This is a genomic window from Streptomyces sp. NPDC000404, assembly GCF_040300365.1.
In the GTDB taxonomy this organism is placed as follows: Bacteria; Actinomycetota; Actinomycetes; order Streptomycetales; family Streptomycetaceae; genus Streptomyces; species Streptomyces ramulosus.
Genome location: NZ_JBEPDN010000021.1, coordinates 35,753 through 49,272 on the forward strand (window position 1 = coordinate 35,753; position 13,520 = coordinate 49,272).

A 13,520-nucleotide genomic window follows, 5' to 3' on the forward strand; every position below is an offset into this window, starting at 1 on the left:
GATACCGATGACGACGCCACTGCCCGGGTTCGAGGGGCTCGGCGCCCCGGCGGGCGGCGCACCGCGCGTCCGTCGGCAGCTCGCGCCCGGGGCGGTGCACGTCCCGGACTGGCTGGACCTGCCGGCGCAGCAGGAGCTGGTCGCGGCGTGCCGGGAGTGGGCGCGCGGCCCGGTGCCGATCCGGCACACCAAGCTGCCCCGCGGCGGGGTGATGTCGGTCCAGACGGTCTGCATCGGCTGGCACTGGCAGCCGTACGCGTACACCCGCACCGCCGACGATGTGAACGGCGCGCAGGTGGCCGCCTTCCCGGACTGGATGGTGGAGCTGGGGCGGCGAGCGGTGACCGAGGCGTACGGGGACGCGGCGGCGGGCGGTGGCTACACGCCCGACACGGCGCTGATCAACTTCTACGACGAGGCGGCGCGGCTCGGCATGCACCAGGACAAGGAGGAGCGGTCCGGGGCGCCGGTGGTGTCCCTGAGCATCGGTGACACCTGCGTCTTCCGGTTCGGCAACACCGAGAACCGCGCAAAGCCGTACACCGATGTGGAGCTGCGGTCCGGGGATCTCTTCGTGTTCGGCGGCCCGTCCCGGTTCGCGTACCACGGGGTGCCGAAGGTGTATCCGGGCAGCGGCGATCCCGCGTGCGGGCTGCGGGGCGGGCGGCTCAACATCACGATGCGGGTCACGGGCCTCGGCTGACCCGGATCCGCTTCGTTCCGGGTGGCGCGCGCAGCCGCTTCCGTCCGGCTGACCGGCGGGGCCGGACGGAGGCAGACTGGGAGCATGTGCCGCAGCATCAAGACGCTCCGCCCGCCCATGACCCCCGAGGTCACCGAGGACGACATCAGGGCCGCGGCCCTGCAGTACGTCCGTAAGGTCTCCGGTTTCCGCGCGCCCGCCGCCCACAACCGCGAGGCGTTCGACGAGGCGGTGGACGCGGTGACCACCGCGACCCGGGAGCTGCTGGGCGGCCTCCGGGTCCGGGGCGGCCATCCGGCCGCCGGGGGCGAGGCGCGGTAAGGGGCCCCCAGGGCAGCGTCCGGCCGCGGCCGGACGCGCGCCCTCCGCCGGTCAGGAGCCGGAGGCGGCCGGTCCCTGCCAGTCGGCGTGGCGGATGCGGGACAGCTCGCGGACGTCGCCGAGCGTGCCCCATTCGTCCTTGCCGAGGCGGCTCAGCGGCCGCAGCCGGCCGATCTCGGCATGCCCGTCGACCAGCACCTCCTCGGCGACCGCGGCGTGCACCACGCGTCCGAAGACGACGGTGGAGTCGCCGATCCGCAACGTGCTGTGCAGCTCGCATTCGAGCGCCACCGGCGAGTCGGCGACCCGCGGCGGCCCGACCCGCAGACTGGGCTCGGCGGCGACCCCCGCGGCCTCGAACTCGCTGACACCGTGCGGGAAGTTCGTCCCGGTGTCGTTGACCTGCGCGGCGAGCCCCTCGGGAGCGAGGTTGACCACGAACTCACCGGTGGCCTCGACATTGCGCAGCGAGTCCTTGCGGCCCACGGAGGTGAACTGCACGACGGGCGGGGCGACGGCGGCGATGGTGAAGAACGAGTGCGGGGCCAGGTTGGGTGTGCCGTCCGCGGTGACCGTCGACACCCAGGCGATGGGCCGGGGCACGACCGTGGCGGTCAGCAGCCGGTAGAAGTCGGTACGGGGCATCTCGGCAGGGTCGAAGTCAACGCGCATGATCATCAGTATCCATGGGCGAAGCCGCGGATTCCACGGACGGTTCACGGCACACCGCCCCACCGCGGAGTTCGTCGGAAAGTGCCCGGGATCGGGACCATCGAGCGCCAGGAGCCGACACCTCCGCCCTCAAGAAGCGCAAGATCACCAAGCCCGACGGCACCATCGACTGGGTTGTCCTACGGCCTGAGTTCCGTCAGCAGCTCGCCGACCTCACCCTCGGGGTGATCGACGGTGTCATTTTCTACGCCCCCGACCGGCTCGTCCGTCAGCCACGCGACCTCGAAGACCTCATCGACATCGTCGAATACGCCCAACGCCCCGTTACCGGAGTCACCGGCGGCCGCATGAACCTGATCAACGACAACGACCGGCGCATGGCCCGCATGATGTGCGTGACGGCCCTCAAGTCCTCCGAAGACACCGCACGCCGCGTCGCCCGCCAGCATCTCTCCGCCGCCCAGGACGGCGAGATCCAAGGCCAGAAGGCCGGCATCAAGCCGAGCGAGGCAGGCGTGGCGCCGGTGGTCCGGTACTTCCTCTCCGGAATTCTGCGTTGCGCCAAGTGCCACCGCGGCCTCGTCGGGCACCGCTCCGTACAGCGCAGGACCGGTGACATCACACGGAGGATCCACGGCACCGCCCCGCCGCCGGGAAGCCGGTCCCGGGGGCCGGTGGTCAGCTGTCGAAGCCGAGGCCGAAGCGGTCGAGTGTCTTGAGCCATGCGTTGCGGCGGCCCTGATGGCGGTCGGCGCGGGCCATGGACCACTGGGTGATGCCGATGCCGAGAGCGCGGGCGGGCTCGGGCGGGAACGGCAGGGGCTTGCGGCGGACGAGTTCCAGACCCGTGCGTTCGGTGCGGGTGCCCGCGAGCAGGTCGAGCATGGTCTCGGCGCCGAAGCGGCTGGCGCCGACCCCGAGACCGGTGAATCCGGCCGCGTAGGCGACTTTCCCCTGGTGGCTGGTGTCGAAGAAGACGCAGAAACGTGTGCTGGTGTCGATGGCTCCACCCCAGGCGTGCGTGAACTCGACCCCTTCGAGCTGCGGGAAGGTGGTGAAGAAGTTCCGGGCGAGGGTGGCGAACGTCTCGGGCCGCTGGTCGTGTTCGGCGCGGACCCGGCCCGCGTAGCGGTAGACCGCGTCGTAGCCGCCCCACAGGATGCGGTTGTCGGCGGAGAGCCGTACGTAGTGGAATTTGTTGGCGCAGTCCGCGAAGCCCTGGCGGTTCCGCCAGCCCACGGAGGCCAGCTGCGTCTCGGTCAGCGGCTCGGTCATCAGCGCGTAGTCGTACACCGGCACGGTGTACAGGCGGTGGCGGCGGAGCAGCGAGGGGTGGGCGTTGGTGGCGAGCGCGGCGTTGCGGGCGGTGACGCGGCCGTAGGGGGTGCGGACGGTGATCACCGTGCCGTGGCCGTCGAGCCTGGTGGCGGGCGTGTGCTCGTACACCCGGACGCCGAGGCCGAGGCAGGCGCGCTTGAGGCCCCAGGCGAGCCGGGCGGGGTTGACCATCGCCACGTCGTCCCTGGCCCACAGGCCGCCGAGGAACGTCGGTGAATCGATCTCCGTCCGGACGGCCCGGGCATCGAGCAGGAGCGGGTTGCCGCCGTACCGGGCGGATGCCTCGGCCTCTTCGGCCAGGCCGTCGAGCTGGTAGGGCTCGGTGGCGACGACGAGGGATCCGGTCCGTTCCCAGGAGCAGTCGATGTCGTGCCGGACGAGGGTGTCCTCGATCGCCTGGAGGTTTTCGCGGCCGAGCCGTTCGAGCAGTCCGATCTCGTCGGGCCAGCGCTGCAGGCCGTTGCCCAGTCCGTGGGTGAGGCTCGCCTCGCAGAATCCGCCGTTGCGGCCGGAGGCGGCGCCTCCGATCCGGTCGGCCTCGATGAGCACGACGTCCAGGTCCGGGTCCCGTTCCTTGGCGACGAGGGCGGTCCACAGGCCGGTGTAGCCCCCTCCGACGACGAGCAGATCGCAGCGGGTGCCGCCGATGAGCGTGGGGTGCGGTTCCGGGCGCTGCGGATCGTCGAGCCAGAACGGGGTCGGGACGGCGTCGGCGAGTGAGGCGAGAGGGTTCACGGGGCGGGCTCCTTCGGATCATGGAGGTGGCCGGGGCGCGGGCCCTCCGAAGTGCCGCCCATGAGATCCACCCTCATCCTCAACGTCAATGGCGTTGACGTAAGCGGCGCTCCCCTCGCTACCCCGCATCGGCTGCGGGCTTGAGCGCCGCCACCGCATCGAGCATCAGCTCCAGCGCGAAGGGATATCCGCTGCTCCTCATGTCCGCGGCGAGCAGCGGGAAGGCAGCGGCGATGTGCGGGTGCGTGTCGGGCGTCAGCCTCCCGTACACCTCCTGCCAGACCTCGGCGTCGGTCGCCCGGGCGGCGGGCGGCAGGGCGAGAGCCGCGGCGTCCTGGGCGGCGAAGGCCAGGGCCTGGTCCACGAAGGCGTGGTAGATCCGCACCGCGAGCCCGTCCGGGAAGCCCGCTTCCCGCAGCACGCCCAGGACCGTCTCGACCGCGCGGATCTCGTGGGGGCGGCCGGTCGTCCGGTGCGCCGCGAGCAGCGCGGCCTGGGGATTCGAACAGTACGAGGCGTGGATCCGCAGACCGATGGTGCGCAGGTCCGCCCGCCAGTAGCCGGTCGGGGTCCAGCCCTGCTGGGCGCGGCCGATCAGTTCGTCGGCGACGGCGAGCAGCAGGGCGTCGGTGTTGCGGAAGTAGCGGTACAGCGCGCTGGGGTCGGCGCCCAGCGCGGCGCCGAGCCGCCGTACGGAGAGCGCTTCGGCGCCGTGCCATGCGATCAGGTTCAGCGCGGTCTCGACGATCAGCCGCTCGGAGAGCACCGCGCCCTGCTTGGTGGGCCTGCGGCGCTGCCGCCTGCCTTCGGGAACCACTCGGTCGGTCATGCCGCGACCTTACGTCAACACCATTGACGTGCGGATCGTCCCGCTCTTGCATGGTGTCCGCCTCCTCTTCCGCGGCGCCCCTCTCCCCGAGGCTCCCTGCGCCGCGCCGACCGCTGTCCCCCCGTCCTCTGGAGCGTCCATGACCACAGCCGATCTGGTCTTCACCCGCGGGCCCGTCTTCACCGCGGACCCGGCCCGCAGCCGGGCATCCTCGCTCGCCGTCGTCGGCGACCGGATCGCCGCGGTCGGCCACGACGAGGTGCGCGACCTCATCGGTCGCACCACCGAGGTCGTGGACCTGCGGGGAAAGCTCCTGCTCCCGGGATTCCAGGACGCCCACGTGCACGCCGTGTACGGCGGGGTCGAGCTGGCCGAGTGCGACCTGACCGGGACGGTCGGGGCCGCCGAGTACCTGGACCTGATCGGGGCGTACGCGAGAGCCCATCCCGACCACGCGTGGATCACCGGGGGCGGCTGGTCCTTGGAGAGCTTCGAGGGCGGGATGCCCACCCGGCAGCTGCTGGACTCGGTCGTCGCGGACCGCCCGGTGCTCCTGACGAACCGGGACCACCACGGCGCCTGGGCCAACAGCCGGGCGCTGGAACTGGCCGGGGTCACCGCGCGGACCCCCGACCCGGCCGACGGACGGATCGAGCGGGACCCGGACGGCACACCGACCGGAATGCTCCAGGAGGGCGCGACCGCCCTGGTCGCCCGGCTGATTCCGCCGTCCACTCCGAAGGAGCGGCTCGCCGGGCTGCTGCGCGCGCAGGAACTGCTGCACTCCCTCGGCGTCACCGGCTGGCAGGACGCGCTGCTCGGTGTGTTCGGCGGCAAGCCCGATCCGTCGGACGCCTACCTCTCGGCGGCCCGTGACGGTTCGCTCACCGCCCGGGTGACCGGTGCCCTGTGGTGGGACCGGGAGCGTGGCGCCGAACAGATCGATGACCTGGTCGCCCGGCGCGCGGAGTCGCCGCACGGGAGGTTCCGCGCGGGGTCCGTGAAGATCATGCAGGACGGCATCGCGGAGAACTTCACCGCCGCCATGACCGCTCCGTACCTCGACGGCTGCGGCTGCGCCACCGCCAATACCGGCCTCAGCTTCGTCGACCCCGTCGCGCTGCGCGAGTACGTCACGCGCCTCGACGCGCTGGATTTCCAGGTCCACTTCCACGCGCTGGGCGACCGCGCGGTCCGCGAGGCCCTCGACGCCGTGGAAGCCGCGCTCGCCGCCAACGGATGGCGCGGCAACCGCCACCACCTGGCCCATCTCCAGGTCGTCCACCCCGACGACGTACCGCGGTTCGCCCGGCTCGGCGCGATCGCCAACGTCCAGCCGCTGTGGGCCGCCCACGAGGCGCAGATGGACGAGCTGACCATCCCGTTCCTCGGGCCCGAACGCGCCTCCTGGCAGTACCCGTTCGGTGATCTGGTGCGGGCCGGCGCGACCCTGGCGGCCGGCAGCGACTGGCCGGTGAGCAGCCCGGCGCCGCTCGAAGGCATCCACGTGGCGGTGAACCGCAGGGAGCCGGAGACCGCCGACGACCGGGTCTTCCTGCCCGAGCAGCGGCTCGACCTCCAGACTGCGGTCGCCGCCTACACCGCCGGCAGCGCCCATGTGAACGGCCTGGACGACGCGGGCAGCCTGCGGGCCGGACACCTCGCCGACCTGGTGGTCCTCGACCGGGACATCTTCACGGCGCCCCCGGAGGACATCGCGCAGGCGCGGGTGGAACGGACGTACGTCGGCGGCCGCCTCGTCCACTCGGCCTGACCCGTGCCGTGGCGGCAGGGACCGTGCAGGGGGCGGCCCCTGCCGCCACACCGTTCAGCCGGACCGCGGGCGCCGCGAGGACTCCCGCACATCGAGCCGGCTGGGTACCCATACCCCGGACGTTTCCGTACGCCCCTCCTCCAGAACGGCCATGAGGAGTTCGGTGCCCACGCGAGCGACCTCCTGGGGCCGCAGGCTGAGCGTGGTCGTGGTCGGCCGGGTGTGCTCGGCGGTCATGTCCTCGCTCACGCACACCAGGAGCAGGTCGCGGGGGACCTCGTAACCGTTGCGGCGGGCCGCCTCCAGGACGAGGGGCGGGCTCGCCTCGGCGACCACCAGCAGGGCGTCGGGTCGTCCGCTCTTCTCGCACCCGGTCAGGGCCCTCTCGACCGCCGCGATGACCGGCCCGTTCCCGGGCGTCGCGGTGTGGGCGATCCGCTCGGGCAGGGCGCGCGCGGCGCACCAGTCGCGGTACGCGGCGAGCACCCCCGCGTGGAAGCCGGTCGCGCTGCCGGGCAGCACCATCGCGGGGCGCCGGGCCCCCTCCTGCCGGAGATGGTCCAGCGCCCCGCGGATGGCCGCGGAGGCATCGACATCCACCCAGTGGGCGCCCGCCCGCCCCTCGACGGAGCGGTCGCTGAACACCGGGATCCCGGCGGCGAGCAGATCGTCGACGATGCGGTCACCCGCGACGGGATCGGCGACGACCACCGCGTCGAGCGGCAGGTCGGCCCACTCCTGCTGCAAGGACCCGGCGGGCAGCAGCACCACCGCGTAGCCCCGCCGGAGCGCGGTCGCCGCGGTGGCACCGGTCAGCTGGGCGAAGTACGGGGACTCCAGGAACGTCCACGGGGCGTGGGCCCTCTCCCCGACCACGTATCCAATCAACCGGGCGCGTCCTGCGCGCAGTTGACGTGCGGTGGCGTTGGGCCGGTAGCCCATGCGCCGCGCGGCTTCACGCGCCTTCTCCCGTACGGCCGGGGAGAGGCGTCCGGTGCCGTTGAGCGCCGCCGAGACGGTGGTCTTCGACAGGCCCGCCTCCCGGGCGACATCGACGAGCCGGACGCGCGGGGGCTTCCCGGGCCGGCGTGGGGCTTCGGTCATGCAGGTGATGGTGCCACCCTCGTGACCTCCACGGGAACGTTCCCGCAAAGCCTTGTGCGGGAACGTTCCCGCATCAATACTCACTCCATCTCCCCGCGCCCGTCACAACACCCGTAAAGGGGTTGGTTCGTATGCGCCTGCGCAAAACCGCCGCCCTGCTCGCCGGCACCGCCACCCTGGCGGCCGCCTCCACCGCCTGTTCCGGCGCCGACTTCCCCCAGCAGGCCGGAGCCGCCCACTACCGGGTCGGCCCGCACTCACCTCGCGCGAAGGGCGGACTGGACTCCGTCACCTGGTCCCTCTACGCGGAGCCCTACACCCTCGACTACGCCCTCGCCTACGACTACCCGCCCAACACCGTCCTCGCCAACGTCTGCGAGCAGTTGATGCGGGTCACCCCCGACCACAGGATCGAGCCCGGTCTCGCCGTCGGATACGAACGCCCCGACCCGCGCACTCTCGTCTACACCCTGCGCCCGGACGTCAGGTTCCACGACGGCACGACCATGACGGCGGACGACGTGGTCGCCTCCCTGGAGCGCCACCGGAAGCCGGCCGTCGGCTCGCCCTGGGCCTCGGCGTTCAAGAACGTCAAGGCCATCGACAAGACCGGCCCGCTGGAGGTCACGATCCGTCTCTCCAGGCCCGACGTCCTGCTGCACGAGTTGATGGCCGCGTCGCCCGGCACCGTCGAGAGCGCCGCCTTCCTGAAGAAGACCGGCAAGGAGTACGGCACCGCGGGGGGCGGGGTCAACTGCACCGGCCCCTATGCCTTCGACAAGTGGGCCGGCGGCGACCACCTGACGCTGAAGAAGTTCCCCGGCTACTGGGACCGTTCGCTTCGCCCCCTGTCGAAGTCCGTGACGTTCACCTTCATCGAGGATCCGGCGGCCCGCGCCAACGCGTTCCTCTCCGGCACCGCCGACGGCGGCTATCTGCTGGCGCCCTCGTCCCTGGCCCAGTTGCGCGGCAGCGGCAAGGGGAAGGTGCTGTTCGGCCCCAACACGGCGGCCGCGGATCTCGCCGTGCTCGACTTCAAGGGCCCGCTCGGCGACGTCAGGGTCCGCAGGGCCCTGTCGATGGCGCTCGACCGCAAGGGGATCGTCAAGGCCGCGGCGGGCGGCGTGGGCGTCCCCGCCAGGGCTCCGGCGGCACGCGGCGCCTGGGCGCTGCTCCCGGACAAGACCGGCGAGTACCACGACTCGCTTCCGGAGCCCGCGTACGACGTCGCGGCGGCGAAGAAGCTCGTGCGGGAGGCCGGCGCGGCCGGCCGGGAGATCACGATGGCGACCAGCTCGTTCTCCCCCGAGATCAGCGTCGTCGCCAACGCCGTGCAGGCGGCCGGCCGGCAGATCGGCCTCGACGTCCGGCTCAGGACCGTCTCCCCGGACTCGTACGGCAGCATCTTCACCGACCCGTCGGCACGCGCCGGTCTCGACCTGGTGGTCACCAACGGCTACGACAACACCCCGGACCCGCTGGAGTTCTACCAGTACCTGCGCACCGGCGACTTCGGGAACTACGGGAAGTACTCCGACCCCGGGTTCGACGCCGCCTTCGACAAGGCGAACGCCGAACCCGACCCGAAGGCGCGCGCCGCGCTGACCGCCTCACTCCAGCGGATCGCCGTGCGGGAACTCCCGATCATCCCGCTGTACGAGGCCCCGTACACGGTCTTCCTCGGCAACCGCATCACCGGCGCGCCGACCGGCATCGCGCAGCTCTACTACCCGTGGGCGGCGACCATCGGGGCGGCGAAGCGATGATCCGTTTTCTCGCCGGGCGGCTGCTCGGCCTGGTCGCCGTCCTGTTCGTGACCTCCCTGGTGGTCTTCGGCTCCGTCCATCTCGCGCCCGGCGACCCGGTGTCCTTCCTGCTGCACGGCCGGCCGGCGACCCCGGAGGCGGTGGAAGCGCTGCGCTCCCGGTACCACCTGGACGCCCCGCTGCCCGTGCAGTACGCGGAGTGGCTCGGCTCGGCGCTGCGGGGTGACTTCGGTGTCTCCGCCCAGTACCACCAGGACGTGTCGTCCCTCATCAGCTCCCGGTTGCCGGGGACGCTGCTGCTCATCGGGTACGCCGCGCTGCTCGTGACCCTGCTCGGAGTGGCCGCCGGCATCGGCGCCGCGCTGCGTCCGGGGCTGCTCGACCGCACCGTGCTCATCGGTACCGGAGTGGCCACCGCGACACCCGCGTTCGTCGGCGCCATCGTGCTGGTGGCCGTCTTCTCCGTACGCCTGGGCTGGTTCCCCGGTCCGGGCGGCACGCCCTCCGGCCTGCCGGAGCGGCTGTACCACCTGACGCTCCCGGCCTTCGCCCTGGCCCTGTCCTTCGCGGGACTGCTCGCGCGGGTGACCCGCTCGGCGATGCTCGACGAACTCGGCCGTGACCATGTCGAGGTGGCGCGCGCCCGCGGCATCGCGGGGCGGACGGTGGTGCGCAGGCACGTCCTGCGCAATGCGCTCGGCCCGGTCGTCACCGTCGGCGGGACGATGTTCGCCGGACTGCTCATCAGCACGTCGATCGTCGAGACCGCTTTCAACGTCTCCGGGCTCGGGTCCTTGCTCGTGCAGTCGGTGACGGCCAAGGACTTCGCCGTCGTCCAGGCGATCACGCTGCTCAGCGTGGCGGCCTTCGCCGTGGTGAACGTCGTCGTCGACCTGCTGGCCCCGCTCATCGACCCCCGTCTGTCCCTCCGGGGGGAAGGCACCTCATGACCTCACCCATCACCGCGGCGCACGCCTCCCTCGCGCCGCCTCGCCGTCCGGGCCTGCGCGGCCTGCGGCTGCTCGGCCAGGGCCCCCTGTTCACGGTCTCCGTCGCGGTGCTCGCCGTGCTCGTCCTGGTCGCCGTGTTCGCCCCGGTCATCGCTCCGTACGATCCCGAGGCGCTCGACCTCTCGGCCGGCCTGGCCGGGACCTCGGGCGACCATCTGCTCGGCACCGACCAGTCCGGGCGGGACATCCTCTCCCGGCTGATCCACGGTGCGCGCACCGGACTGCTCGGTCCGCTGCTCGTCATCGGGGTCTCCACCGCTGTCGGCACCGTGCTCGGCGCGGCCGCGGCGTGGCGGGGCGGCTGGACGGACACCTTCCTGTCCCGGTCGATGGACCTGGTGTTCGCGTTCCCTGGGCTGCTCCTCGCGATCCTGCTGGTCGCCGTGGCCGGTTCCGGCATGGCGGCGCCCGTGACCGCCATGGCCGTGGCCTACACCCCGTACGTGGGCCGGTTGGTGCGCGGGATCGCCCGGCAGGAGATGGCCCGCCCCTACATCGAGTCCTACCGGGTGCAGGGCTGGTCGGGCTGGACCATCTGTGTGCGGCATCTGTTGCCCAACATCGCGCCGACGGTGTTCGCGCAGTCCGCGATGAACTTCGGGTACGCGCTGATGGACCTCGCGGCGCTGTCCTTCCTCGGCTTCGGGGTCCAGCCGCCGGCCGCCGACTGGGGTGCCATGATCAACGACGGTCAGGCGGCCGTCCTTCAGGGAGCGATGCTGCCCGCTCTCGCGCCCTCGGCCTGCATCGTGCTCGCCGTGGTGGCATTCGGCATCGTCGGCGAGGGGCTCGCCGACCGGATCGCACGGCGGGAGCGGTGAACCGCATGACCGAGCAGAAGAACCCCGCGCACGACGCCGGCGCTCCTCCCCCCGGCGCACCGGTCCTGGAGATCGACGGGCTCGGCGTCGAGCTGCCCGGTGACCGGGCCGCGCGTCCGATCCTCGCCGGGGTCGGCCTGCGGGTCGCTGCGGGAGAGACCGTCGGCCTGGTCGGCGAGTCCGGCTCCGGGAAGTCGGTGGCCTGCCGCAGCGTCCTCGGCCTGCTGCCGCCCGGCGCGCGCGTCACCGGTGAGGTGCGGGTCGCCGGCCGGGACGTGCTCACCATGAGCCGCGCGGAGTTGACCGCGCTGCGGACCCGGCAGGTCGCCATGGTCTTCCAGGACCCCCGTGCCTGCGTCAATCCGCTCCGGCGCATCGGGGACTTCCTCACCGAGGGGCTGCGCGCGGCAGGAACCCCCGCCGCGGCGGCCACGGCACGGGCCGAGGAACTGCTCGACGCGGTCGGCATCCGTGATCCGCGGGGCGCGCTGCGCCGCCACCCCCACCAGTTCTCCGGCGGCATGCTGCAACGCGTGGTGATCGCCGCGGCGCTCGCCGCAAAGCCCGCGCTGCTCATCGCCGACGAGCCGACCACCGCACTGGACGTCACGACCCAGGCGGAGATCATCGCGCTCCTCACCAGGCTGCGGGCCGAGCGCGGCACCGGGTTGCTGTTCGTCACGCACGACCTCGAACTGGCTTCTGCGATCTGCGACCGCGTGTACGTGATGTACGCGGGCCGGATCGTCGAGACGCGGGGCACGGACGAGTTGTTCGACCGGCCGCGTCATCCGTACACGGCGGGGCTGCTCGCCTGCACGCCCCGTATCGAACGGGACGCGCCGCCGCCGAGGCCCCTCCCCGGCCGGCCGCTCTCGCTCGCCGAGGCCCCGCCGGGATGTGCCTTCGCCACGCGCTGCGCCCACGCCCTGCCGCGCTGCTCCGAGGAGCCCCCCGAACTGGCGTGGGACGGCGACGGTCTCGCCGCATGCCATCGCGCCGACGAAGGGATCACGCCGTGAAGCGGACCGAGAGGACCACGGTGACCACCGCGGCGGACGGCCTCGTCGTCGAGGGGCTGCGCAAGCGGTACGGCGGCCATCAGGCGGTCGACGATGTGTCGTTCACCGTGGCTCCGGGCTCCTGCCTCGCTCTCGTCGGGGAGTCCGGCAGCGGCAAGACCACCACCGTACGGATGCTCGTCGGACTGGAGCGCCCCGACGGCGGCACGGTGCGCCTCGACGGCCGGGACCGTTCCGCGCGGGCCCGCAGCCGAGGCGAACGGCTGGCCCGGGCCCGGGAGATCCAGATGGTCTTCCAGGACCCGTACCTCTCGCTGGATCCCCGGGTGACGGTGGCGGACTGCGTGGCCGAGGTGCTGCGGTTGCACACCCGGCTCACCCCCGTGGCCCGCACGGCGCGGGTACGTGAACTCCTGGAAAAGGTCGGCCTCGGCGCGCGTGAGGCGACGGCACTGCCCCGGCGGCTGTCCGGCGGGCAGCGTCAGCGGGCGGCGCTCGCACGTGCCCTCGCGGTCGAACCGCGGATCCTCGTACTGGACGAGGCGGTCGCGGCGCTGGATGTGTCCATCCAGGCGCAGATCCTCGATCTGCTCGCCACGATCCGCCGCGAGGCGGAGGTCTCCTACCTCTTCGTCACGCACGACCTGACCGTGGTCCGGCACGTCGCGGACGAGGTCCTGGTGCTCAAGGGGGGCCGGGCCGTGGAGGCGGGGCCGACCGCCCGGGTGCTGGACGCGCCGGAACACCCCTACACCAGGCTGCTCCTCAGCTCCGTTCCCGGGCGCGGGTGGCACGCCTCCCCCGCGGCACCGGAGCGCCGGCTGCCGGGGTGATCACCGGCGCCCGGGCCGGGCGGACGTCCGCCCGGCCCGGGTCCGGCCTCCGCACGGGCCCGGCACCCACCGGGCGCGCCGCCGCCCGCCCTGGGAGCGCTCCCGGCGTCAGGAGAGCGCCCGGTGGGCGCGCCGCAACGCTTCGCGGAACTGTGCGACCTCATCGGACCGCAGGTCGGCGACCATGCGTTCTTCGAGCTGCCGGGCCGGTTCCGCGTACGCGGCGAGCAGCCGGCGGCCCGGGTCCGCGAGCAGGATGACCTTCTCGCGCCGGTTGCGGGGGTTGGGCTCACGGCGGATGAGGCCGCGGCCCTCCAGGGCGCGCACCATGTCGGCCATGGACTGGGCCGTCACGAAGGAGTCCCGGGCCAACTGGGCGGCGGACACCCCGTCCTGTCGCTCCAGGACGGTGAGTGCCGTGTACTGCAGGGCGGTGACGCCCGCGGGCTTGAGCAGCTCCTCCAACCGGGCGCGCACCACCAGCTCGGCCCGCTTGAGCAGATAGAGCAACGACGGGCCCGTCTCGCCCTTTTCGACGGCCGCGGACTTTGCGCCTTCCGTCATGCCGTGCCTCCCCGAGGTGCCGTTCTGG

At 72.7% G+C, this 13,520-nt stretch carries 14 protein-coding genes; 9 read left to right on the forward strand and 5 right to left on the reverse strand.

Annotation, left to right across the window (positions count from 1 at the left end; translation table 11 throughout):
- The first annotated feature begins 7 nt into the window (after positions 1–7).
- Both ABT345_RS31660 and ABT345_RS31665 read left to right on the forward strand, forming a co-directional pair.
- On the forward strand, positions 8–703 hold the full coding sequence (locus tag ABT345_RS31660) for an alpha-ketoglutarate-dependent dioxygenase AlkB family protein (protein ID WP_345092476.1): 696 nt from the start codon (positions 8–10) through the stop codon (positions 701–703).
- Positions 704–787: 84 nt separating this feature from the next.
- Positions 788–1,024 (forward strand): DUF2277 domain-containing protein, encoded by a 237-nt coding sequence (locus ABT345_RS31665; protein ID WP_345092479.1) that lies wholly within the window; start codon positions 788–790, stop codon positions 1,022–1,024.
- A gap of 51 nt (positions 1,025–1,075) precedes the next feature.
- Here the strand turns inward: ABT345_RS31665 and ABT345_RS31670 are convergent, their stop codons facing one another.
- A complete protein-coding gene (locus ABT345_RS31670) occupies positions 1,076–1,696 on the reverse strand; it encodes a flavin reductase family protein (RefSeq protein WP_345092482.1) in 621 nt (206 codons plus the stop codon).
- A 14-nt stretch (positions 1,697–1,710) separates the two neighbouring features.
- Here ABT345_RS31670 and ABT345_RS31675 point away from each other — a divergent pair, with 14 nt between their 5' ends.
- A complete protein-coding gene (locus ABT345_RS31675) occupies positions 1,711–2,415 on the forward strand; it encodes a recombinase family protein (protein WP_345092485.1) in 705 nt (234 codons plus the stop codon).
- Here ABT345_RS31675 and ABT345_RS31680 read toward each other — a convergent pair.
- Both ABT345_RS31680 and ABT345_RS31685 read right to left on the reverse strand, forming a co-directional pair.
- Positions 2,375–3,769: an NAD(P)/FAD-dependent oxidoreductase gene (locus tag ABT345_RS31680; RefSeq protein WP_345092487.1), complete on the reverse strand. Its 1,395-nt coding sequence runs from the start codon at positions 3,767–3,769 to the stop codon at positions 2,375–2,377. The genes ABT345_RS31675 and ABT345_RS31680 overlap by 41 nt on opposite strands.
- A gap of 118 nt (positions 3,770–3,887) precedes the next feature.
- Positions 3,888–4,598, reverse strand: coding sequence for a TetR/AcrR family transcriptional regulator (locus ABT345_RS31685; RefSeq protein ID WP_345092490.1), 711 nt, complete (start codon positions 4,596–4,598; stop codon positions 3,888–3,890).
- A gap of 139 nt (positions 4,599–4,737) precedes the next feature.
- Here ABT345_RS31685 and ABT345_RS31690 point away from each other — a divergent pair, with 139 nt between their 5' ends.
- Entirely contained in the window at positions 4,738–6,372 is a 1,635-nt protein-coding gene (locus ABT345_RS31690) for an amidohydrolase (RefSeq protein ID WP_345092493.1), read from the forward strand.
- Positions 6,373–6,426: 54 nt separating this feature from the next.
- Here the strand turns inward: ABT345_RS31690 and ABT345_RS31695 are convergent, their stop codons facing one another.
- Positions 6,427–7,476 (reverse strand): LacI family DNA-binding transcriptional regulator, encoded by a 1,050-nt coding sequence (locus ABT345_RS31695; RefSeq protein ID WP_345092496.1) that lies wholly within the window; start codon positions 7,474–7,476, stop codon positions 6,427–6,429.
- 131 nt (positions 7,477–7,607) lie between these two features.
- Here ABT345_RS31695 and ABT345_RS31700 point away from each other — a divergent pair, with 131 nt between their 5' ends.
- From ABT345_RS31700 to ABT345_RS31720, 5 genes are read left to right on the forward strand one after another with little or no spacing between them, the layout of a single operon-like run.
- Positions 7,608–9,242 carry an ABC transporter substrate-binding protein gene (locus ABT345_RS31700; RefSeq protein ID WP_345092499.1) on the forward strand — a complete coding sequence of 545 codons (1,635 nt, stop codon included), beginning with the start codon at positions 7,608–7,610 and terminating at the stop codon, positions 9,240–9,242.
- Complete coding sequence (locus ABT345_RS31705) at positions 9,239–10,192, forward strand: ABC transporter permease (protein WP_345092502.1); 954 nt, start codon at positions 9,239–9,241, stop codon at positions 10,190–10,192. Before ABT345_RS31700 ends, ABT345_RS31705 begins: the two co-directional genes overlap by 4 nt.
- The gene (locus ABT345_RS31710) at positions 10,189–11,073 is read left to right on the forward strand and encodes an ABC transporter permease (RefSeq protein WP_345092505.1); all 885 of its coding nucleotides are present in this window, start codon (positions 10,189–10,191) and stop codon (positions 11,071–11,073) included. The genes ABT345_RS31705 and ABT345_RS31710 overlap by 4 nt, the downstream gene beginning before the upstream one ends.
- Positions 11,074–11,078: 5 nt before the next feature.
- Positions 11,079–12,095: an ABC transporter ATP-binding protein gene (locus tag ABT345_RS31715; RefSeq protein WP_345092508.1), complete on the forward strand. Its 1,017-nt coding sequence runs from the start codon at positions 11,079–11,081 to the stop codon at positions 12,093–12,095.
- Positions 12,062–12,928, forward strand: coding sequence for an ABC transporter ATP-binding protein (locus ABT345_RS31720; protein ID WP_345092511.1), 867 nt, complete (start codon positions 12,062–12,064; stop codon positions 12,926–12,928). Before ABT345_RS31715 ends, ABT345_RS31720 begins: the two co-directional genes overlap by 34 nt.
- Positions 12,929–13,036: 108 nt before the next feature.
- Here ABT345_RS31720 and ABT345_RS31725 read toward each other — a convergent pair whose 3' ends face one another.
- The gene (locus ABT345_RS31725) at positions 13,037–13,492 is read right to left on the reverse strand and encodes a MarR family winged helix-turn-helix transcriptional regulator (RefSeq protein WP_345092514.1); all 456 of its coding nucleotides are present in this window, start codon (positions 13,490–13,492) and stop codon (positions 13,037–13,039) included.
- Positions 13,493–13,520 lie beyond the last annotated feature (28 nt).

Excerpts from the sequence above, each read along its gene's own strand:
- ABT345_RS31675 (WP_345092485.1), top strand. The coding sequence starts at position 1,711 with ATGGGCGAAGCCGCGGATTCCACGGACGGTTCACGGCACACCGCCCCA.
- ABT345_RS31720 (WP_345092511.1), top strand. The coding sequence starts at position 12,062 with ATGCCATCGCGCCGACGAAGGGATCACGCCGTGAAGCGGACCGAGAGG.
- ABT345_RS31710 (WP_345092505.1), top strand. The coding sequence starts at position 10,189 with ATGACCTCACCCATCACCGCGGCGCACGCCTCCCTCGCGCCGCCTCGC.
- ABT345_RS31670 (WP_345092482.1), bottom strand. The coding sequence starts at position 1,696 with ATGCGCGTTGACTTCGACCCTGCCGAGATGCCCCGTACCGACTTCTAC.
- ABT345_RS31725 (WP_345092514.1), bottom strand. The coding sequence starts at position 13,492 with ATGACGGAAGGCGCAAAGTCCGCGGCCGTCGAAAAGGGCGAGACGGGC.
- ABT345_RS31685 (WP_345092490.1), bottom strand. The coding sequence starts at position 4,598 with ATGACCGACCGAGTGGTTCCCGAAGGCAGGCGGCAGCGCCGCAGGCCC.
- ABT345_RS31715 (WP_345092508.1), top strand. The coding sequence starts at position 11,079 with ATGACCGAGCAGAAGAACCCCGCGCACGACGCCGGCGCTCCTCCCCCC.
- ABT345_RS31660 (WP_345092476.1), top strand. The coding sequence starts at position 8 with ATGACGACGCCACTGCCCGGGTTCGAGGGGCTCGGCGCCCCGGCGGGC.
- ABT345_RS31700 (WP_345092499.1), top strand. The coding sequence starts at position 7,608 with ATGCGCCTGCGCAAAACCGCCGCCCTGCTCGCCGGCACCGCCACCCTG.
- ABT345_RS31665 (WP_345092479.1), top strand. The coding sequence starts at position 788 with ATGTGCCGCAGCATCAAGACGCTCCGCCCGCCCATGACCCCCGAGGTC.
- ABT345_RS31690 (WP_345092493.1), top strand. The coding sequence starts at position 4,738 with ATGACCACAGCCGATCTGGTCTTCACCCGCGGGCCCGTCTTCACCGCG.
- ABT345_RS31695 (WP_345092496.1), bottom strand. The coding sequence starts at position 7,476 with ATGACCGAAGCCCCACGCCGGCCCGGGAAGCCCCCGCGCGTCCGGCTC.
- ABT345_RS31705 (WP_345092502.1), top strand. The coding sequence starts at position 9,239 with ATGATCCGTTTTCTCGCCGGGCGGCTGCTCGGCCTGGTCGCCGTCCTG.